This is a genomic window from Paenibacillus soyae (assembly GCF_024623455.1).
Taxonomy (GTDB): domain Bacteria; phylum Bacillota; class Bacilli; order Paenibacillales; family Paenibacillaceae; genus Pristimantibacillus; species Pristimantibacillus soyae.
Genome location: NZ_JANIPJ010000037.1, coordinates 17,289 through 37,962, shown reverse-complemented (window position 1 = coordinate 37,962; position 20,674 = coordinate 17,289). Strand labels below are relative to the sequence as shown.

Below are 20,674 nucleotides of genomic sequence, written 5' to 3'. Positions count from 1 at the left end.
CGAAAGGGCTGAAAAGTTTACTTTCTCGTTATTTAGAACTTTGTTAACCTTTTGGAACCGCCGTATGCGGACCCGCATGTACGGTGGTGTGAGAGGACGGGGGCTAGCCGCCCCCTCCTACTCGATTGATAAAATCTGCCGACTTATCAGGCATAACCAATTCTCCTCGTCAACGTCGCTCTATTATCATATAATTAATATAAAATATGAAACATAGTTTCAAACAATGAAACGAGGGGTTGATTCGTATGAAAGCCGTAATCGTTGAAAATTGGGGCGCGCCAGAGCATTTAAAATACGCAGACGTTTTCCTCATCAGGGGTCGTACGCTGAATATATGGCTGCAGACGAAAATTTAACTTTTGCGATTCCCGACGGTATCAGCTTTGAGGTTGCCGGGGCTAGCGGCATCGTAGCCTTCTTATCGTACAAGCTTCTTGCTGACGTAGCTAAACTGCAAAAAGGAGAAACGGTTCTCATTCATTCTGCTTCCGGTGGAGTAGGAACGACTGCCATCCAAATTGCAAAAGCGTTGGGTGCGGGCCATATCATTGGAACGGTTGGGAATGAGATAAAAATATCAGCGGCAATAGATGCTGGAGCTAACCATGCCATATGCTATGAGAATGAAAGCTTCCATGAAAAAGTAAACGAATTAACGAACGGTAAAGGCGCTAACGTCATATTAGATTCTATTGGCGGAGAAATAACGGAGCAGAGTTTGGGATGTCTTGCTCATTACGGTCGTCTAGTTGTTTTTGGAAACTCAAGCGGCAGATATGGACAAATTCAAGCTTCCAGCCTTCATGCAACCTGCCGTTCCGTGCTTGGATTTAGCTTGGGAACAACGAGGAAGGAGCACCCTGAAATGTTGAAGGAAACCGCAAAGCAGGTATTTCGATTATTGGAAAGCGGTCGGCTCACGATAAAAATTAGCGAAAAATACGCCCTGAAAGATGCAGCATTGGCACATCAAGCCGTTGAAAGCAGAAGAAGTACAGGCAAGGTCCTGCTGTATATCGTTAACGAATCGATTTAGAACGAAGTTCTTAAAAAAGCGCGGTTATGCCTAAAAAAAGCGCATTCCGCTTGAGCCGGGTTTGTCTTATAATTCTGAAATCCGATATTTCGGAGCTTAAAGGATAGCAGGGGGAGCAGGGACGCGATCGGAATCGCGTCCCTGTTCCGCCATCGACAGGAACGAGTCCGGTTAAGCTATAATCATAAGGACAGATCAGAAGAGGGGGCGCCAGCATGAGCTTGAACATGAACTTATCCGTCGTGCTCGCCGACGACGAGCCGCTTATATTGAAAGGGTTAAGCAAGCTGATTCCATGGGAGGCGCATGGCCTTCGCATCATAGGCTTCGCGTACGACGGGAAGGAGCTGCTCGAGATGATCGAGGAGCGGAAGCCCGATATCGTCATCAGCGATATCAGCATGCCGCATCTGACCGGCATCGACATTATCAAGGAAGTGAAGCAAAAACAACTGGCTTGCAAAGTTATTTTTATCAGCGCGTACCAGGAGTTTGCTTACGCGAGAGACGCGATCGCGTACGGCGCGGTCGATTATTTGGTCAAGCCCGTGCGCAAATCCGATCTGGAAGCCGTGCTAGACAAGACGATCTCGCTCATCCGGGAGGAAGACGAGGAGGACCGGCGCAGGAGCAAGCTGGATCATCTCGAGCGGAAAAACCGGGACGACGAGGTGGGAGGCTGGCTGGAGCAGCTCACCGAGGGGACGTTGTCCGCGCAGTCGGAGGGCTATGGTTATTTGAGGGAGCAGCTAGAAGGTCCCTTGCTTGCGGTTGGCGTCGCGAGGATTGATCCGGAGGGCAACGATAACGGCCGCTGGCCCGCTCAGACGCAGAAGCTGGTGGAATTCGCCATCCATAATATCGTGCAGGAGAGCATAGAGGCCTTCGGGCAGGGCTACTCCTTCGTCCAATCCGGCACCTACGTATTCGCGCTCGGCTATGAGGAGCCGGGCTTGCCGGAGCGGCTCGCGGATGCGATTAAGGGCAATGTCCTGAATTATTTGAAGCTGAAGGTATCCGTCGGCGTCGGAGAGCCCGCGCAAGAGCTGACTCAGCTTAGGGTTTCTCGCGAACAGGCCGAGCAGGCGCTGTCGATGACTTATTTTGCGGGATTGAACCGGGTCATTCGCTACCGGAAGCCTGAACCTCGCAAAGACAGGGAGAAAGAGCTGTTCGCGCTGGAGTCCGAGATTATCGCTTCTTTGACCGGCGGCTCCTTGGAGAGCGCCATGGCCAAGACGAAGGCGCTCCTGCAAGTGATCGAGTCGGCGGCGATCGGCAACCGCCAGCTTGCGGTGTCGACTTGCTTCTCGGCGCTGCTTCGTATCGTGCAGGGAGTGAAGAAGGCCGACGTCCCCATGTCGGATTGGGGCTTCGATATTCAGCATCTGCAGAATCGTCTGGGGCAATTCGAGACGTATCAAGCGATGTGCGAGGGCGTGTACGATATGCTGCAGGAGCTGTTCAACCGGATCGGGGACAATCCGGCGGGCAAGGAGCAGAAGCTGATCGCCCGCGTCGTTCAATATATCGAGGAGCATTATATGGAAGATATTTCGCTGGAATCGGCCGCCGCGGTCGCTTTCATGAATCCGTATTATTTCAGCAGCTTCTTCAAGAAGCAGATGAAGCGCAATTTCAAGCAGTATGTAACCGACCTGCGGATGGAACAAGCTCAGACTCTGCTCAAGAACACCGACATGATGGTCTATGAAATTGCGGAGAAGGTTGGATACAACAACGCGAGGCATTTCAGCGACATGTTCAAGAAGCAGACGGGCAAGCTGCCCCAGGAATACAAGAACGCGCTGAAGGATTAAGGGGGGAGCGTCATGACAGTCATTCGCAAATGGTGGAACAGCGTCTTCGTCAAATACTCCGCGGCGTTCCTGATGGTCGGCCTCATACCGCTCATCGCGCTGAGCGTCTTCTCGCTGCAGGCGTTCACCGGGCATGTACAGCAGTTCACGGTCAACAATTTGAAGCAGATGTCCTTGTACATGAGCTATAACGTCAATAACTTCTTCACCGATTACGACGAAATTACAAGGCTCATGTACACGGGCCGCTACGAGGGGTATTCGCATACGGTATCCGTTAATCAAACCGTGAACGTGAATCAATACGAGCAGATTAACAACATTCCGATCGCGGCATTCTTACGCACGGTCCTATATAGCGACAAGCATATCCGAAGCGTATACTTCGTCCGGTCCGTGGACGGCAAGCTGTATTACGAGACGAGGCAGAGCAGGCCGCTGCAAGCGGACAAGCTGCCGGTCGCGGAGTGGCTGAAGCCGCTCGCCGAACGTCCGAACCATTTGTCGATCTACCCTACGCACGGAGAGCTCTACTATAATTCCCCGGACCGGAAGGCGATTACGTTCGGGCGCAATCTGATCGACATCTCCGGCAAATTGACGGCGGAGCCGAAGGTGGTCGGAAGCTTGTTCATCGACGTCGACGCCGGCGTGCTGGACAGCTTCTTTCAGGAGCTTAATCTAGGCAAGGATGACGAGCTGTACGTACTGGACGGCAGCGACCGCTTATATTACAGCAACCGGCTGGATCCGGCGAATCCTGAGCATGCGGCGGCCTTCGCGAATCTCGCGGAAGAAGGCTATCTGGTGTTCAACGACGAGATTCCTTATCTGGAAGGGAGGGTGCTCATGCGGGTATCCGAAAAAAACTTGTTCGAGCAGCTGACCTCTACGAAATCAGCCGTCTATATCGCCATCGCCGTCTGCGCGATCGCGCTGCTCGGCATGGGCACGTTGTTCTCGAGAAGGCTGGCTTCGCCGATCCGTAACGTGCTGCACCATATGAACAAGGTCGAGATGGGCAACCTGGATACGCAGATCGAGCGCTACGGCAAAGACGAAATCGGCCGGCTGGCAGTCGGCTTTAACCGGATGGTGGAGCGGCTCAAGGTATTTATCCATGACGCGTACGTGGCGGAGATCAAGCAGAAGCAGGCGGAGCTGAACGCGCTCAAGAGCCAGATCCGTCCTCATTATTTGTATAACACGCTAGAAGTCATCCGGATGAACGCGGTCTACAACGACGACGAAGAAGTAGCCGATATGATACTGGCGTTATCCAATCAGCTCAAATACGTGATCGACTACGGCGAAGACTGGGTCACCCTGCAGGAGGAGCTCGACCATCTTCACGATTACTTCTCGATCATCCGCATTCGGTTCGAGAACCGGATCGATCTCCGCCTTCAGGTTGCCGAAGACGTGCGGACGGATTTCCTGCTGCTTAAGCTGTCGCTGCAGCCTCTCGTGGAGAATGCCATCCAGCACGGCATCCGCCCCAAAGGCGGCAAGGGCAGCGTGCTCGTATCGGTCGAGCGGGCGCAAGACAAGCTTACGGTCACGGTATACGACGACGGAGCGGGCATCGGCGAGAGCAAGCTGCAAGAGCTGAAGGAGCAGCTGGCGAGGCCGGAGGCGCCCAGCAAAAACGTCGGTCTTAAAAACGTGCACGACCGGATCAAAACGATTTGCGGAGAACCGTACGGCCTTGAAATCAGCAGCATCAAGCATGTCGGCACGTCCATCCTTCTTACCTTTCCCATTATGGAGAAACATCTTAAATTACCCGCACATGACGCTTAAAAAACTTCATTCATCGCAAATGGAAGCGGTGTTAATCTGTTAACAAGGAAGTCGACATCCTAGCTAACAGCTTGATCACGAGAGGGAGGTTCATAGAAAGATGGCAAAAAAATCAATCGTACAGCTGGTTTCCTTGATTATGGCGGGGTCGCTGGTATTGACGGCATGCGGCAGCTCGGGCAACAACAATGCGGGGGCAAACGGCAATTCGCCTTCCAGCGCGCCGACGAATGCGGCGGGCGAGGGGGACAAGCAGGAGCCCGTCACCATCTCGATCGGATACGCGACCGGCGATCCGGCAACGAAGCAGGCGATCGAAACGACGATAGACGCGTTCACGGAAGCGAATCCTCACGTTACGATTAAGAACATCAGCGAAACGACAAGCGATTCGTACCTCGACTGGCTGAAGACAAAGGACGCCGTCGGCGAATTCCCGGATCTGGTCGAGATGCGCGACACGAAGGTGTTCGCGGACGCGGGCAAGCTGGCCGAGCTTCCGCAGGAGCTGCACGGTCTGTTCACGTACCTGCCGGAATACGGCGGCAAGTTCTATAACGCGCCTCTGACGGGCAACGCGCCGAACGGCATCATTTACAGCAAAAAAGCGTATGCGGACGCGGGAGTAACCGAGCTGCCGAAAACGTACGACGAGTTTCTCGCGATTCAGGAGAAGCTGGCGGCAAGCGGCATTTCCCCGATCGTCGCGGGCGGCAAAGATTTGTTCCACATGGGCTTCTGGGTGAACTATTTCCTCATTAATAACGTGTACAAGGACGATCCGGACTGGAACTCCAAGCGCACGGCCCAGACGGCCAGCTTCACGGATGCGCCGATGGTTCAAGCGATTACGGATTACAAGGAGCTGTTCTCGAAATACGTGGACAAAGGCTGGCTGAGCACGGGGGACAATCAGACGGCGTCGATGCTGATTACGGGCAAAGTGGCTCAGCTGTACTCCGGCCCATGGATGTTCGGCCAAATCGCGGAAGCGGATCCAAGCTTCGAATTCGGCTTCTACGCGCTGCCGAACCGCGACGGCTCGGTCATTATCAACGGCTTGCCTACGCTGCAAGGCTGGTCGCTCTCCGCGGAAGCGGCCAAGGACCCGGCGAAGGTGGAAGCGATCAAAGCGTTCATCGCGTTCTTCTTCGATCCGGCGCAATACAGCCCTTACCTGGCAACGGTCAACGGCATCCCGACGACCAAAGCCGAGGTGACGTACGAGACGGGCGAGCAAATGCAGGAAGTTCTGAGACTGATGGCCGACTCTTCCGTGCCGAAATCGATGATGATCAACCAATGGTTCGGCGACAACGCCATTCCGCCGCAGTTCCGCAACTGGTTCTACAAGCTGCTGCAGGATCTGGTTGTTAACAACGGAGACGTCACGGAGTATATGAAGCAATCCGACACGGAATACGACAACAATGTGAAAGCCAACAACCAATAACGCCATAGGCAATAGACTTGCGGGATAACCTCTGCCTACCCGGCGGAGGTTATCTTGCTAAAGAGAGGCAGGAGGAGAGCGTCATGAGTGCCGCGGCAACGGTGAAAAGAAAGAAACAATGGTGGCGGAGCTACGCGATATGGTTTATATTGCCGGCGTTTATCCTGTACAGCGTGTTCGTTATGGTTCCCACCTTCAGCAGCGTATATTTGAGCTTCACGTCCTGGGACGGCATCAGCGAAAGCATTCGGTACATCGGTCTGGACAATTTCAAGGAAATTTGGGAGAGCCCCCGGGTTCACAACGCGTTAAAAAATACGATTATCGTGGCGATTGCCCTTGTCCTGCTCGAAAACGCGGTGGCGCTGCTGCTCGCGATTCTGGTCGACCAGGTGCGCTGGCTTCGCAACTTCTTCCGTAGCATTTTTTACTTCCCGGTGCTGATGAGCGGCATCATTATGGGCTTTATATGGATGATTATCTTGAATTACAACTTCGGGGTCGTCAATCAGCTGCTTGATATGCTGGGGCTCGGCGTTCTAAAGGCCGATTGGCTCGGCGATCCGGATTTTGCCTTGCTATCGATTATTTTGTCAACGGTGTGGAAGGCTTCGGGCTACTATATGATCATCTATCTCGCGGGCTTGCAGGGCATTCCCCAGGAGCTGCTCGAGGCGGCAAGCATCGACGGCGCGGGCAAATGGAAGCAGTTCCGCCACGTTACGTTCCCGCTGCTCGCGGGCGCCACGACGGTGTGCGTCATGCTGTCGATGATCGGCTCGCTCAAGCTGTTTGACCAGATCGCGGTTATGACTAACGGCGGACCGGGCTTCGCGACGGAGACGTTGACTTACATCATATACAAAGTAGCGTTCGGCGAGGGCAGACAAGGCTTCGGCACCGCGCTGGCCATCGTGCTGTTCATCCTTATCCTGATCATTTCTCTGATCCAGATTCGCTTGCTTCGCAAGAGGGAGGTGCAGATGTAAGATGGGAGACAGCAAAGCCAAAAAGCCGGTAACGTCCGGCAGCGTGATCCTATTCGCCGTTACTCTTGTCATTGCGATCGTGTTTGCTTTCCCGATCTTCTTCAATATCATGTCGGCCTTCAAGTCCAACGCGGAAATTATGCGGGACGCCATTTCGTTCCCGGAAGGCTTCTATATCGAGAGCTTCAAGTATTTGCTGACGGAGACGGAATATCCGAAGGCCATGCTGAACAGCGCCATTCTGACGCTCGGCTCCATCACGGCCATGATCGTCATTATTCCAATGGCGGCTTACGCGATTGAACGGACGAATACGAAATGGACCAATGCCGTCTACGTCTTCTTCCTGTTCGGCATGATGGTGCCGTTCCAGGTATACATGATTCCGCTGTTCAAGCAGCTGAACATGATGGGGCTGTTCGGCAACCTGCTCGGGCCGATCTTCATCTATATTGCGGGATCCGTAGGCTTCGGCGTCCTGCTGTATACGAGCTTCCTGAAGGGCGTGCCGCGCGAAATCGAGGAGTCGGCCGCGATTGACGGCTGCACACGGATCGGCATCTTCTGGCGCATCGTATTCCCGCTGCTCGGGCCGGTGACGGCTAGCATGGTCGTCCTGCAGGGACTTGGCATCTGGAACGACTTCCTGATGCCGATGCTCGTCCTGCCTTCCGGGGAGACGAAGACGATGATCGTCGAGCTGTTCTATTACGTCGGCGAATTCTCCTCGCGCTGGGACATGATCTTCGCGGGCACGACCATGTCGCTCGTTCCGGTGCTGATCGCGTTCCTGTCGCTGCAGAAGTATTTCGTCAAGGGCGTGTCCTCGGGCGCTATTAAGGGGTAGCCGGGTAGTGGGCAAGATCTCAACATTTTCGGACCGGATTTGAAAACTTTGTCTTGCCGGTCATCGCTATAATGGACGAGAGGCAAAGCCATTTATGGAAAGAGGGAAGCGAATTATGCTGAATGAGAAGGATCAGATTTGGCTGCAGGGCGTCATCGATAAAATAACGAATAAGATGGACTGGGTCAGCGAGAAGACGCAGGACAAAATTCCGTACACGACGATTGACGGCACGTACGACGATCGTTCGGCGGTCAATCCGTCCGGCGACGAGGCCGACGGCATCTGCTGGTGGACCAACGGCTTCTGGGGCGGCATGATGTGGCTGATGCACCACGAGACGGGTCTTGATAAATATAAAGAAATCGCGCAAATATCCGAAGAAAAGCTGGATTTGTGCTTTCAGAAGTTTTACGGCCTGCATCATGACGTCGGCTTTATGTGGCTGCCGACCAGCGTGGCGAATTACCGCGTCACCGGCAATCCGGAATCGCGCAAGCGCGCGCTGCATGCCGCCAATTTGCTGGCGGGACGATTCAATCTCGCAGGCGGCTTCATCCGCGCCTGGAACGATCTGAAGGAAGGCGATACGCGCGGCTGGGCGATCATCGATTGCATGCTGAACATTCCGCTGCTGTATTGGGCTTCCGAGGAAACGGGAGATCCGCGCTTCAAGCAGATCGCGATGAAGCATGCCGATACGTCGATAGACGCCTTCGTCAGACCGGACGGATCGGTGAATCACATCGTCGAGTTCGATCCGTTTAATGGCGGAGTGGTGAAGACGTACGGCGGACAGGGCTACGCGGAGGGTTCTTCCTGGACTCGCGGTCAGACTTGGGCTTTATATGGCTTCATGATGAGCTACATTCATACGGGCAAGGACGAGTATTTGCAGACGGCGAAGCGCGTGGCGCATTATTTTATGGCCAACATTCCGGACAGCGGCGTGATCCCGGTCGACTTCCGCCAGCCTGCAGAGCCTCGGCGCGAGGACGATACGGCCGCGGCGATCGCGGCGTGCGCCTTGATCGAGATTGCGGGGCGCGTTGGCGACTACGAGAAGGACGTTTATCTGAACGCGGCGCTTAAGCTGCTTCGCACGCTCGACGAATCCCGCAGCGATTGGACCGAGGCGACGGACGCCATTCTGCTGAACGGCACCGGCGCTTATCATTCGAAGACGCATCATCATGCCATCATTTACGGCGATTTTTATTTTATGGAAGCGATCTTTAAGCTGAAGGGCAACGATTTGTACCTTTGGTAGCGCCAAGGAGGCCCGGTGCCGCGCGATTGCGGTGCGGGGCCTCGACTTTTAGTGCGAGTTCAAAAAGTCCAGTTTTCAGCACCGAGAAGATCGGATGAAGCTAGGAACTGAGGAGCGGAGCGTAGTGGAAGCTACGTGAGCACCGGAAGTTCCGGCTGAATTCGATATTCGACGTCGAGCAGACTTCCCGATATACTTCGTGATCAAAAGTGGGCTTTTTGAAAACCTCTTTTTAAGGAGTGATGACAGTGTCCGTGTCCGTTATTCATAACCCCGTCCTCCGGGGCTTCAATCCTGACGCCTCGATGCTGCGCGTCGGCGACGATTATTATATCGCCACCTCAACCTTCGAATGGTTCCCGGGAGTGCAGATCCATCACTCGCGGGATCTGGTCAACTGGCGCGTCATATCCCGGCCGCTTAATACGGCTTCGCTGCTTGATCTTCGCGGCGTGCCAAGCTCCGGCGGCATCTGGGCGCCCGCATTAACCTACTGCGACGGCATCTTCTATCTCATGATTACGACCGTCATGGGGCGACGCGGCGTATTCAAGGATCTGCATAACTACCTGCTGACGGCGAGCGACATCGCGGGACCGTGGACGGAGCCGCTCTATCTGAACAGCAGCGGGTTCGATCCGTTCCTGTTCCATGACGACGACGGCCGCAAGTGGCTGCTGAACATGCAATGGGATTTCCGCAAAGGGAGGAACCGGTTCGCGGGCGTTATTATGCAGCAGTTTTCCCCGGAGGAAGGCGCGCTTGTGGGACCGGTCCGGACGATCGCGACGGGGACGTCGATCGGCGTCACGGAAGGGCCGTTTCTATTCAAGCGGAACGGCTGGTATTACCTGCTGCTAGCTGAGGGAGGCACGGGCTGGAATCATGCGGCCACGCTGGCAAGGTCGAGAACGATCGAAGGGCCGTACGAATACGACCTGGAGTACCCTCTTATGACGACCGTGGACGTGCCGGATCACCCGCTGCAGAAGGCGGGTCACGGCGCGGTTGTGGAGACGCAGAACGGCGAGTGGTACCTGTCGTTTATTTGCGCCCGCTCGCTGCCCGGAAGACGTCTGAGTCCTCTTGGCCGCGAGACCGGTCTTGTCCCGGTGGAGTGGACCGAGGATGGTTGGCTTCGACTGGCGGGAGGCGGCAAGGCTCCGATGCTTATCGTCGACGCGCCGAATTTGCCTCCGTGCCCGTTCCCTGAACAACCGGCAACCGATCATTTCGACGATCGTGAGCTTAACGTCCAATACTTTACGCTCCGCGTGCCGGCTTCCGAGGATTGGCTCAGCCTGACGGAGCGTCCGGGCTACCTGCGCCTTCGCGGCAGGGAGTCCATGTTCTCCTGGTTCCGCCAGAGCATGGTGGGCAGAAGGCTGGCCCACTTCCGGTGCGAGGCCGAGACCTGCGTGGAGTTCGAGCCGGAACATTTTAACCAAATGGCCGGATTAACGCTCTATTACGACGAGTCGGATCATTTCTATCTGCGCGTCAGCCATGATGAAGAGGCGGGCAAGCATATCGCGCTGACCACCACGAGATTGGGTCAATACGACGAGCCGGAAGGTGCCGTTGTGCCGGCCGAGGGCTGGACGCGCTGTTATTTGAAGGTGAGCGTCGATTACGAGCAAGTTCAATTCTACTGCTCGCCGGACGGAGCGGACTGGCAAGCCGTCGGCCCTGTGCTGGATCTGGGTCAGCTGTCGGACGAATACGAGGGAAAGCTCGGGTTCACCGGCACGTTCATCGGTCTGTGCGCGCAGGATTTGTCGGGAACGATGAAGCATGCGGACTTCGATTATTTTAAATATGCGGGCCGCGATTCATAGCAGGTAATCGGGGAAGGAGACCCTCTGTTCCGAACGGGAGCAGAGGGTCTCTTATGTCGCCGGGACCATAACAACAATTGCCATAGCGTTGCGCGCAGCTACGCTTTAAGATAGAAGGAAACAGATCATATATTCCTTCGTCCATGGACATACTGCTTATTTTAAGGAACCATCTTGAATGAGGAGTACGTCCATGCGTTTAATGCTATCTAAGCCTCTAACGGCGAATGTTCTCAAAGTGATCGCGATTGTCGCCATGTTTGTGGATCACGCGTCGTATTGGATCGTTCCGAAAGGGACCGCGCCCGATCTGATCGTTCATTTCATTGGGCGGCTGGCTGCCCCCATTATGTGTTATTTGATAGCCGAAGGGTACCGTCATACATCGAACATCCGCAAATATATTTTTCGTTTATTTTTGTTCGCCGTTGTTTCGCATTTCCCGTACGTCTTGTTTTTCGAGCTCAAGTGGTGGCAGGCCACCAGCGTCATGTGGGGCTTGTTAATGGGGCTCGTCGCATTGACCGTCAGCAGGCTTCCGAATGTTCCGGTTGTCGCGCGGCTTTCCGCGGTGCTCGCCTGCTGCTTGTTCGCGTGGACGGCCGACTGGAACTATATCGCCGTGCTATGGATTTTGGTTTTCGGGTGGTTCCACGGACGGTTCGTCTGGCAGATGGCGGGATATGCGGCTATCGGCGGGCTTTTTTATTTGCTTCCGCTAACGCATTTAGGCTCGGACTGCTTCTATCGATTCGGGATCTTGTTCGCCATCCCCTTATTCGCCATGTATAACGGCACGAGAGGCAGGAAATCGGGTTTAATCAAGTGGGGGTTCTATGTGTTCTACCCCGTTCATTTGCTGGTCTTGCATCTATTAAAGTTTGTTATCCCGGATTAAAGTAAAGGAGTTTAACGATGAAAGGTCAGAGAACGAGAATAGAGATCCGTTTTGCCGCGTTGCTGGCGTTCATGACTGCCGTTATTTTGTCCGTATCCGCCTGCTCGAACGCGATTCCGGCCAATCCGGTCATCGGGGAAGAACCGGCAGGAAGTTCCGAACAAGACGCCAAGCCCCTGGAGACGGCCGTCATAGCCGAACCGGCCGAAGACGAGGCGGACCCGGAGCCGGCGGCGATCGATTATGTTGGCGAGCTGGAGCTGCCGCTAATCGGGGCAACGGGCTATACAACCGTCCGATCGGAGCTGAAGGGGCAGCCGGACAAGAATTCGAAGGCGGTCGTTACGCTCGAGCCTGGCACGGCTTTCGTCATTTTGGAGGAAGAAGGCGACTGGTGGCTGGTTGAGCGAGACGGACAGACCGGATGGCTGCCGCACCGGTATTGTTTTGTTAATCTGCCCGATGTGATCCCGTCTATTATTTACGACAACACGAATACGTACGCGTCGAAGTTTCATTCCTCCCACAAGAGCATTCCGAACATTACGAATGAGTCTCTATATGAAGGGAATGCTTACAATGAAAGGCTTGGCCGGGAGCAATACATCATGCCGGTGCTGTATACGATGTCCAAAAAAATTCATAAAGCCCAGCAGCTGGCGCTGAAAAGCGGGCATTCCTTGAAAATATACGAAGCTTTCCGCCCTTATAGCGTTCAAAAATCAGTCGCTGCCGAATTAATGGCGCTCGCGCAGAAGGATCCGGCCGTTATGGAGGGGATCAGCACGCCTCCTTGGGGGTTATCCTGGTTTATCGTGGACGGCACCTCCAACCATCAGCGGGGATACGCGATCGATGTAAGTCTGGTTAAGGTCCATTCCGAAATAAAAGAGGTTATCGGCAGCTACAATGCTACCCGAATTACGGATTATACGGAGTACGAGATGCCGACTCCCATCCATGAGCTTAGCAAAGCGTCGGCGATATTCACCGAGTCCGTCCCTGTTCATTCCGATACGGCTTGGAGAGATGCGGTACCCTCCGCAAGCATGAACGAGCCGGCGTTCGCGCTGCAAGCCTATTGCACGGATGCGGGGTTGACTCCGCTCGCTTCGGAGTGGTGGCATTTCAACGATTTGGAGGCGAAGAGCCAAGTGGAGAACAAGAAGAGCACCGGACAGTTTATCTTGTCCGAGGTGATGAGCTCCCCGCCGACACAAAAGAAAGTAGCGTCGTGAATGCCGAAGCGATAATAGCTGAAAAGGAGCAAATCCGACTGGAAATGCTCCTTTTGGCATTCAAATGATTCGTAAAAGTTCACAAGGAATGCCAAAATGCCATTGACGACAAGAGTACGTTCGAATACCATGTATATAGCTTATTCTTGTACGTACAACTTTTTCATTTGTAAGCGCTATCTAAATGAATAAGTCGAAGATAGAGGAGGGGCCGAATGAAACGTTACCCGATGATGCTGCAATTGACGTTGATCTTAATCTGCGTCATGGCCATTCCGACAGCCACTCTTACTTGGTACAGTGGAACGGAAATTATTAAAAATTCGGAAAGCGCCATTGCCGATTCCTCGCTGGCGGGATTAGAGGCAAGCCAAAAGCTGAACGAAAACGCGCTGAACAATTTGGCGCAGGATGCGGTGCGGCTCACCGCAACCAAAGTGTTCGACCGGATCCGAAGCTACGAGACATACGCGGAGCTGAAGGCGAACTATAATTACGTTAGCAGGGCGCAGACGGTGCTCAGAGAACTCGTGAACCTGAATCATCGCGTAGACGGCGTCTATTCCTCCTATTTCGTATTGGACGGATCGGATTACGTCGTATCGACGGACAAGGGTATTACGACGCTGGACCGGTACGAGTCGACGGAGTGGATGGAGGAAGCGTTGTCCGGGCGCAAAGGAATCGGGGGCATATGGTATCCGCGCAAGATGGACTCCGGCGCCCAAGTCGTATCCTACGTGCTGCCGCTTAACCGGCTGTCGACCACGACGCGCGGCACGATTGTCGTGAATCTGGAGGAAAGCCAAATCGCGAGATACTTGAGGTCGTCCGATCAAGCGGCGGAAGGATTTCTGCTGATGAATACCGACGGTACGATCATGTCGCATAATGATAAGTCGCTGGTACTTACGAACGGCAGCGAACAGCCCTACTTGAAACGGATATTGGAGAGCGGGGCGAAGGAAGGTTATACGTTCCATGAACAAGACGGGGAGCGTCTCCTGTACGTTTGGTCCCGTTCGTCGGAGTTCAAGTGGTGGAACGTGAACATTTATTCGATGGACGAATTAATGACCGAAACGAACTCGCTGCAGAGGAGCATCTTCTGGATTACGGCCATTATTATATTCGCGGGAACCGTGTTATCCGTATTCCTGGCGACTTGGCTGTCCAAGCCGCTGCGAAAGCTCGTGCGGGCCATGCGCGAGCGGGGCAACCTGGCGGTCACGAACCGGAACGAGCTTGCCTTCCTAGACGACGCGTTCAAGCGGATGCGGGAGGAAGAGGAGGCTCTGTACGCCCTCCTGCAAGAGAGGGAGCAGGATACCCGTAGCTTGGCGGTACACCGTCTGCTTCGCGGAGAGGTGACCAAGGAGCTGGAAGGGATGTTCCCGATGAACGGCTTTGCGGTTGCCGTCGTCTCCATCGATCGTTACCGACGGTATGTGAGCAAGCGGAATCCGGAAACCCGAAGCTATCAACGCTATCTGCTCATGTCGAAATGCGAGGGATTGTTCGCGGGCGGCATTGAAGCAAGATGCGTCTATCAAGGAGAGGGCTGCTTCGCTCTTGTCATCAACTTCGGGCAAGACGAGGCCGGCCTCGACGCCCTGAAGGGAGCCTTCGTTGAAATTCGGGATTACGCGCTCGAATTGCTGGGCCACTCCGTGACGATCGGCGTCAGCAGTCCGGGCGATGCCGCCACTCTGGTCAAAGAACAACTGGCGGAAGCGATGGAGGTCATCAAACGGCGAATGATCGAAGGCAGCGGCCGCATCTTCTATTCGGAGCATGAGATCGACCGCGACAAGAAATACGTGTATCCGGCTAACAGCGAAAGAAAGATCATCAATTTCCTCGACTTAGTCGATTTGGACAGCATTCTGCTCGAGCTGGATCATATTCGAGATGAGATACAGTCCGTCGATTATGTGTCGTACGATAACATTTTGTTCATTTACAATCAGCTGGTAGGCGTCACGATCAAGCATCTTCGCGAAAAAAATGTCAGCACGGCCAAAATCTTTGCGGGACGAGGCAATATCTATTCGGCGATCGCGGGGATGGACACGCTTGATGAACTCGAGAAGTATCTGCGCGAGTTTTTCGGCGAGATCGTTCAATATCTGGAACGCAATCAAGGGGAAGCGAAGCACGGCGAGAGAATCATTCGTTACCTGGAGGAGCATTTCTGTGAGGAAATCCAGTTCGAAGAGATGGCCAAGGAGATCGGGATCAGCTATTCGTACATGCGCAAGATCGTATTCGACTTAACCGGCAAGAGCCTGATCGATTATACGAATCATCTGCGCATCCAGAAAGTGAAGCAACTGCTGTGGGAGACGGATATGACGATCGTGCAGATCGCAACCGAAGTCGGTTATTTCAACGTGCAGAGTCTGAACCGGTTTTTCCGCAAATACGAAGGAATGCCACCTAGCAATTATCGGGCGATGAAGTCCAAGTCGTCCTAATGTAAGCGCTGACGTTTTTCATGAAGCTGCTAATCGGTCGCTCCCGACCATAGGCAGCTTCATTTTTGCTTCGGGCTATCAAATTTGATTTTCGGGAGTCGAAAAACCGCGCGAAATCAGGCTTTTTAGTCAAAAGTGAAAGGGATGATCAATACTCATGATTTACCGAATGAGCCGTGTCGGGGTACGATGGGCACATCCCAAGCAGATGCCTGGAGCAATCGATGGGTTCGAGAATGTCCATAGCTAGGAGGTGAAACTATGAAAGCTGAAAGCGCTTCAAGTCAAAATGAAATCGCTTTAAAGTTAAAAAGTCCCAAACGCGGTATGCCTCATTATTTGAGAAAGGACTGGCAGCTGTACCTGCTCTTGATGATTCCGCTCTCCTTCGTGCTGCTATTCAAATACGCACCGATGTCCGGACTTGTGCTCGCTTTCAAGGATTACAAGATCGCGAGAGGATTCTGGGGAAGCGAATGGGTCGGATTCGAAGTGTTTCAAGAAATATTCGCGAGACACGATTTCTTAAGAGCGGTACGCAACACGCTTATGCTGAACGGACTTGATCTGATCTTCAGCTTCACGGCGCCAATTATACTCGCGATATTGCTGAACGAGATCAGAAGCGTCAGGTTCAAGAAAGTGAATCAAACGCTTCTATATTTGCCTCACTTCCTCTCCTGGATTATTATCGGTGCGATTGCTTATCAGCTGCTTGGCGAAGGCAACGGCATGATCAATAATCTGATCGAAATGATGGGCGGCAACCGGGTTCCATTCCTGCAGGAAGATACCCACTGGCTGTTCAGCTACCTGGCCATTGGCGTCTGGCAGAGCATGGGATGGGGAACGATTCTGTACCTGGCATCGATCAGCAGTATCAACCCGGAGCTGTACGAGGCGGCGACTGTTGACGGCGCCGGACGATGGAGGAAGATTTGGAATGTAACGCTTCCGTCGATCCGCGTGACGATCGTGACGCTTCTCATCTTGAACCTCGGAAGAATGATGGATGGCTCGTTCGAGAGAATCTTCGCCTTGCAGAATAAGGCGACGACCGAATACACGACCAACATTCCGGTTCTCGTATACCGCTGGGGGATTGAGAAGGGGGACTTCAGCAGCGCGATCGCGCTTGGCTTGTTCCAGGGCGTTATCGGTCTCGTTCTGGTAGTGATGGCCGACCGGATCGCGAAGAAGCTTGGCCAAGACGGATTGTTGTAGAGAGGAGGAAACGTACTATGGAAGCATCCACCGGCATAGTGGGCAGCAGAAGCAAGAAGCGCTTTGACATATGGGACGTGCTCATTAACCTCTCGGTCTTATCCGCTTCGTTGGCCTGCTTGCTGCCGTTCGTTCATGTCGTATCAAAGTCGCTGAGCGCGGACGCCTATGTAATCGCTAACAAAGTGATGCTGTGGCCGATGGGTCTTAACTTCACCGCGTATGGCAAAATTTTTGCCGATGCCAGTATTATACGATCGTTGTACATCTCCATAATCGTGACCGTGCTTTTCACGATCCTCGGCATGATTATAACGATCTGCGCCGCTTACCCGTTGTCCCGGCCATCTCTGAAGGGAAGGACGACGTTGACGGTCATCTTCTTATTCACGATGTACTTCAGCGGCGGTATCATTCCGGAGTACATGCTGGTCAATAATCTTGGATTGCTGGACACGATTTGGGCGCTTGTTCTGCCGCTCGCGTTCAGTCCGTTCAACCTGCTGATCATGAAGACTTCGCTGTCGCACAGCATTCCGGTCAGCCTGGAGGAATCAGCCCGGATCGATGGCGCCGGACACTTCCGCATCCTATGGAACATCGTCCTGCCTCTCTCCAAGCCGATCCTTGCTACTCTGGCTCTCTTCTACGCGGTGGGCCGCTGGATCGCGTATCAGGACGCGTTGTTCTACATCAAACAGGCGGTTGATCTCAGACCGCTGCAGCTGAAGCTTTATTACCTGGTCATTCAGGCGAGCGAGAGCTTCCAGCTCGAAGCTACGCAAGTGCAGCTCAGCAATCCCGAAGTGCTTAAGGCATCCTGCGTCGTCTTCGCGACGCTGCCCATACTCCTGGTCTATCCGTTCATCCAGAAATATTTTGTTCAAGGGGTTATGCTAGGTGCAGTTAAGGAGTAATCTCGAAGTTGAAAATCCATTATTGGGGGAATGTTTCGATGAGCAAAAACAGAAAGTTGTCCATGTTTACGGCTTCATTCGCCATCGTCGGTCTTCTGGCCGGCTGTACGGGCGGCAACAACAATGCGAATACAAACAGCTCGCCTAGCCCGACTTCATCTGGCAACAACACCGCGACGGAAGCCCCGGCGGGAGAATTTCCGGACTATTCCAAAGGCTTCCCTGAGAATGTAACGCTCGAGATACCGGTTTACGAGAGGGCGTTCGAGGGCTGGAACGTAACGGACAACTTCTACACCCGCTGGGTTCAGAAGGAGTTCGGCGACAAGTACAACATTACCGTGAAGTACGTACCGATCACTCGCGCCAACGAAGTACAGGATTTCGAGCAGCTGCTGGCATCCCGCAAAGCACCGGATATCATCTTCCACTACGATATGCCGCAAGCGCTTAACTACTACGGCGAAGACGTGCTGCAGCCGCTGAACCATGACGAAATCGCGAATTATGCGCCGACTTACTGGGGCAATATGAGCGAGACGATCAAGCAATACGGCACGGTCGAAGACAACCAGGTGTTCTTCTTCGCGGCCCGTCCGAACGCGGACAACTACACGACTCTTATCCGCAAGGATTGGGTCGAGAAGGTAGGCATGAAGGTCGAGGACCTGACTTCCCTCGAGAAGTATAACGAAATGCTCGCGAAATGGAAGGAAGCCGGACTTGGAACTGCCGGAGCCGCTTTGCTTAAAAACAACTACAACTACAGCTACGCATTCCGTGAATGGCCGGTAGATCCGAAGTATCGCGCGCTATATTCCGACCTCGGCGTAGCGGACTTGACAACAGCGGATACCGAGCGCTTCCTGCGCAATATGAACTATCAATACAACAATGGTCTGATTGACAAGGAATTCTACCTGCGCGACGACGACAATAAGGTGAAAGCGGAATTCGTTGCGGGCAAAACAGGCACTTACGGCACATATCTGACGAATAATACGGATGCCATCACCGCTACTCTCGCTAACAACCCTGATGCCGAGTTCGCGATCCTGCCTCCTACAGCAGGCGTGCCGGAAGGCTACAAGCCGCAAGGCCGCGCATACTGGCCGTTCGGCTTCATCATGGGCATCAACTACGAAACGACGGATGAGGAACGCGCTGCGGTATGGATGTACCTCGAATGGCTGAGCCAGCCGGAGAACCTGTTCTACTTCCAGAATGGTGTAGAAGGCCAGAATTATACGCTTGACGCGGAAGGCATTGCCGTACGCAATCCGGATTTCAAAGGCGAGTCCGTCCTGTCGCAGAACAACAACAAAGACTACTGGGCGCTTGTAACGGAAATCGCGCAATACGACGATCCTGCTAAGACCCTTACTGCGAACCTTCGCAACTGGAGCCCTGTCGGCCACGAACATTTGGCTGAGGATCTTGTGAAGTACTACGATCAAGTGGCAGAATACCGTACGCCGGACGCTTTGTTCAGCGTTGTGCTCGAGAAAGTAAACGACTACAAAGCGGATCTGAATTCCTTGTTCCAAGAGCTTTATGTCAAATTGGTCATTGCGAAGCCGGAAGAGTTCGACGCGCTGTATGAAGAAGCGAAGAAAACGTACCTGGAGCAAGGCTACCAAGAAATTCTCGACGAGAAGCAAAAAGCGATCGACGCGGGTCAATTCCGCTAATATCCTGCACATTTCATAGTCCCCAAAGCCCCCGCTCCCGGCGGGGGTTTTGGACATAGGAGGAACGCACATGAAAATCAACGCGAATGCAAGCGAGCTCAAAGAGGTAGTCGGAAGGATAGCCGAATATACATTCGGAATGGATTTGACTTGGGACTGGCCGGGCGGCGTCGCATATTACGGCGTCAGCCGGGCGTTCGAGGTGACGGGCGAGCAAGCCTATCTGGACCGGATGGTCGCTTGGGTGGACGATTATATCGAGGCGGGCCTGCCAAAAAGCTGGACGGTCAATACCTGCGCGATCGGCCATATGCTGCTTACTCTCTATGAGCACACGAAGGACGAGAAATACGTTGACATTATAATGAGCAAGGTCGATTATCTGGAGAACAAAGCGCTTCGTTTCGGCGACCGCGTGCTGCAGCACACGGTATCGTCCAAAAACGACTTCCCGGAGCAAGCATGGGCCGACACGCTGTTTATGGCGGCGTATTTCCTGCTGCGTACAGGCATAATGTTCGATAAGAAGCATCTTATCCACGATGCGCTCAACCAATATTTCTGGCATATCAATTATTTGCAGGATGAGAACGACAGCTTATGGTATCACGGCTACAACCACATCAATAAGGATCATATGTCCGGCATCTACTGGGCACGCGCCAACGCTTGGGCGGCTTATACGATGTCCCGCGCGGCCAGAGTTTTGCCGGAAGCCTATCTGTATCCTCCGATGATGCACATTTGGAGCTCCTTGCGCGACCAGCTCGCGGCCATCAAGAAGCTGCAGAAGGACGATGGGCTGTGGGGCACCGTACTCGATTATCCGGATGCGTACGGCGAGGTTTCGGCGACGGCCGGCATCGCCGCGGCAATGGTTACCCAGGGCAATCCGCTGCATGGCAAATACGTGCAGAAGGCGCTTGACGGTATTCTGGCCAACATCGCGGACAACGGCCGCGTCATGAACGTATCGGGCGGAACGGCCGTCATGAACGACATCGCCGGCTATCTCGGCATCGACCGCAAATGGGCGCAAGGCTGGGGCCAAGGCTTGACTCTTGCCTTCCTGGCGTCCGTCATCGAAAACAATAAGGAATAATTTATTTTTCGTCATATTCGAAACGCAGCCGCTCTTGGCTGCGTTTTTTATTTTATAATAAGGGAAAG

General features: G+C 53.7%; 14 protein-coding genes and 1 pseudogene. All 15 read left to right on the top strand.

What is annotated here, in order from left to right:
- Nucleotides 1-307 precede the first annotated feature (307 nt).
- Nucleotides 308-1,039 (top strand): annotated as a pseudogene (locus tag NQZ67_RS29080) (quinone oxidoreductase family protein); the annotation flags it as partial.
- A 215-nt stretch (nt 1,040-1,254) separates the two neighbouring features.
- Nucleotides 1,255-2,859, top strand: coding sequence for a response regulator (locus NQZ67_RS29075; protein WP_257452885.1), 1,605 nt, complete (start codon nt 1,255-1,257; stop codon nt 2,857-2,859).
- A gap of 12 nt (nt 2,860-2,871) precedes the next feature.
- On the top strand, nt 2,872-4,662 hold the full coding sequence (locus tag NQZ67_RS29070; protein ID WP_257452883.1) for a cache domain-containing sensor histidine kinase: 1,791 nt from the start codon (nt 2,872-2,874) through the stop codon (nt 4,660-4,662).
- Between the two features lie 100 nt (nt 4,663-4,762).
- Nucleotides 4,763-6,115 (top strand): ABC transporter substrate-binding protein, encoded by a 1,353-nt coding sequence (locus NQZ67_RS29065; RefSeq protein WP_257452882.1) that lies wholly within the window; start codon nt 4,763-4,765, stop codon nt 6,113-6,115.
- Nucleotides 6,116-6,198: 83 nt separating this feature from the next.
- Entirely contained in the window at nt 6,199-7,104 is a 906-nt protein-coding gene (locus NQZ67_RS29060) for a carbohydrate ABC transporter permease (protein WP_257452881.1), read from the top strand.
- A 1-nt stretch (nt 7,105) separates the two neighbouring features.
- Nucleotides 7,106-7,951 (top strand): carbohydrate ABC transporter permease, encoded by an 846-nt coding sequence (locus tag NQZ67_RS29055; RefSeq protein ID WP_257452880.1) that lies wholly within the window; start codon nt 7,106-7,108, stop codon nt 7,949-7,951.
- A 115-nt stretch (nt 7,952-8,066) separates the two neighbouring features.
- On the top strand, nt 8,067-9,221 hold the full coding sequence (locus tag NQZ67_RS29050) for an AGE family epimerase/isomerase (protein WP_257452879.1): 1,155 nt from the start codon (nt 8,067-8,069) through the stop codon (nt 9,219-9,221).
- A gap of 254 nt (nt 9,222-9,475) precedes the next feature.
- A complete protein-coding gene (locus NQZ67_RS29045; protein ID WP_257452891.1) occupies nt 9,476-11,059 on the top strand; it encodes a glycoside hydrolase family 43 protein in 1,584 nt (527 codons plus the stop codon).
- 193 nt (nt 11,060-11,252) lie between these two features.
- Entirely contained in the window at nt 11,253-11,957 is a 705-nt protein-coding gene (locus NQZ67_RS29040) for a TraX family protein (RefSeq protein WP_257452878.1), read from the top strand.
- A gap of 17 nt (nt 11,958-11,974) precedes the next feature.
- Nucleotides 11,975-13,195 (top strand): M15 family metallopeptidase, encoded by a 1,221-nt coding sequence (locus tag NQZ67_RS29035; RefSeq protein WP_257452877.1) that lies wholly within the window; start codon nt 11,975-11,977, stop codon nt 13,193-13,195.
- A 215-nt stretch (nt 13,196-13,410) separates the two neighbouring features.
- Nucleotides 13,411-15,672, top strand: a complete 2,262-nt coding sequence (locus NQZ67_RS29030; protein ID WP_257452876.1) for a helix-turn-helix domain-containing protein — start codon at nt 13,411-13,413, stop codon at nt 15,670-15,672.
- A 261-nt stretch (nt 15,673-15,933) separates the two neighbouring features.
- Complete coding sequence (locus tag NQZ67_RS29025) at nt 15,934-16,896, top strand: ABC transporter permease (protein ID WP_257452875.1); 963 nt, start codon at nt 15,934-15,936, stop codon at nt 16,894-16,896.
- Between the two features lie 17 nt (nt 16,897-16,913).
- A complete protein-coding gene (locus NQZ67_RS29020) occupies nt 16,914-17,813 on the top strand; it encodes a carbohydrate ABC transporter permease (protein WP_257452874.1) in 900 nt (299 codons plus the stop codon).
- Nucleotides 17,814-17,851: 38 nt separating this feature from the next.
- Nucleotides 17,852-19,504 carry a type 2 periplasmic-binding domain-containing protein gene (locus tag NQZ67_RS29015; protein WP_257452872.1) on the top strand — a complete coding sequence of 551 codons (1,653 nt, stop codon included), beginning with the start codon at nt 17,852-17,854 and terminating at the stop codon, nt 19,502-19,504.
- 70 nt (nt 19,505-19,574) lie between these two features.
- Nucleotides 19,575-20,606 carry a glycoside hydrolase family 88/105 protein gene (locus NQZ67_RS29010; protein ID WP_257452870.1) on the top strand — a complete coding sequence of 344 codons (1,032 nt, stop codon included), beginning with the start codon at nt 19,575-19,577 and terminating at the stop codon, nt 20,604-20,606.
- Nucleotides 20,607-20,674: the final 68 nt, after the last annotated feature.

What these genes read in the sequence shown, in the direction of transcription:
- NQZ67_RS29075 (WP_257452885.1), top strand. Translation starts at nt 1,255, where the DNA reads ATGAGCTTGAACATGAACTTATCCGTCGTGCTCGCCGACGACGAGCCG.
- NQZ67_RS29070 (WP_257452883.1), top strand. Translation starts at nt 2,872, where the DNA reads ATGACAGTCATTCGCAAATGGTGGAACAGCGTCTTCGTCAAATACTCC.
- NQZ67_RS29065 (WP_257452882.1), top strand. Translation starts at nt 4,763, where the DNA reads ATGGCAAAAAAATCAATCGTACAGCTGGTTTCCTTGATTATGGCGGGG.
- NQZ67_RS29060 (WP_257452881.1), top strand. Translation starts at nt 6,199, where the DNA reads ATGAGTGCCGCGGCAACGGTGAAAAGAAAGAAACAATGGTGGCGGAGC.
- NQZ67_RS29055 (WP_257452880.1), top strand. Translation starts at nt 7,106, where the DNA reads ATGGGAGACAGCAAAGCCAAAAAGCCGGTAACGTCCGGCAGCGTGATC.
- NQZ67_RS29050 (WP_257452879.1), top strand. Translation starts at nt 8,067, where the DNA reads ATGCTGAATGAGAAGGATCAGATTTGGCTGCAGGGCGTCATCGATAAA.
- NQZ67_RS29040 (WP_257452878.1), top strand. Translation starts at nt 11,253, where the DNA reads ATGCGTTTAATGCTATCTAAGCCTCTAACGGCGAATGTTCTCAAAGTG.
- NQZ67_RS29035 (WP_257452877.1), top strand. Translation starts at nt 11,975, where the DNA reads ATGAAAGGTCAGAGAACGAGAATAGAGATCCGTTTTGCCGCGTTGCTG.
- NQZ67_RS29030 (WP_257452876.1), top strand. Translation starts at nt 13,411, where the DNA reads ATGAAACGTTACCCGATGATGCTGCAATTGACGTTGATCTTAATCTGC.
- NQZ67_RS29025 (WP_257452875.1), top strand. Translation starts at nt 15,934, where the DNA reads ATGAAAGCTGAAAGCGCTTCAAGTCAAAATGAAATCGCTTTAAAGTTA.
- NQZ67_RS29020 (WP_257452874.1), top strand. Translation starts at nt 16,914, where the DNA reads ATGGAAGCATCCACCGGCATAGTGGGCAGCAGAAGCAAGAAGCGCTTT.
- NQZ67_RS29015 (WP_257452872.1), top strand. Translation starts at nt 17,852, where the DNA reads ATGAGCAAAAACAGAAAGTTGTCCATGTTTACGGCTTCATTCGCCATC.
- NQZ67_RS29010 (WP_257452870.1), top strand. Translation starts at nt 19,575, where the DNA reads ATGAAAATCAACGCGAATGCAAGCGAGCTCAAAGAGGTAGTCGGAAGG.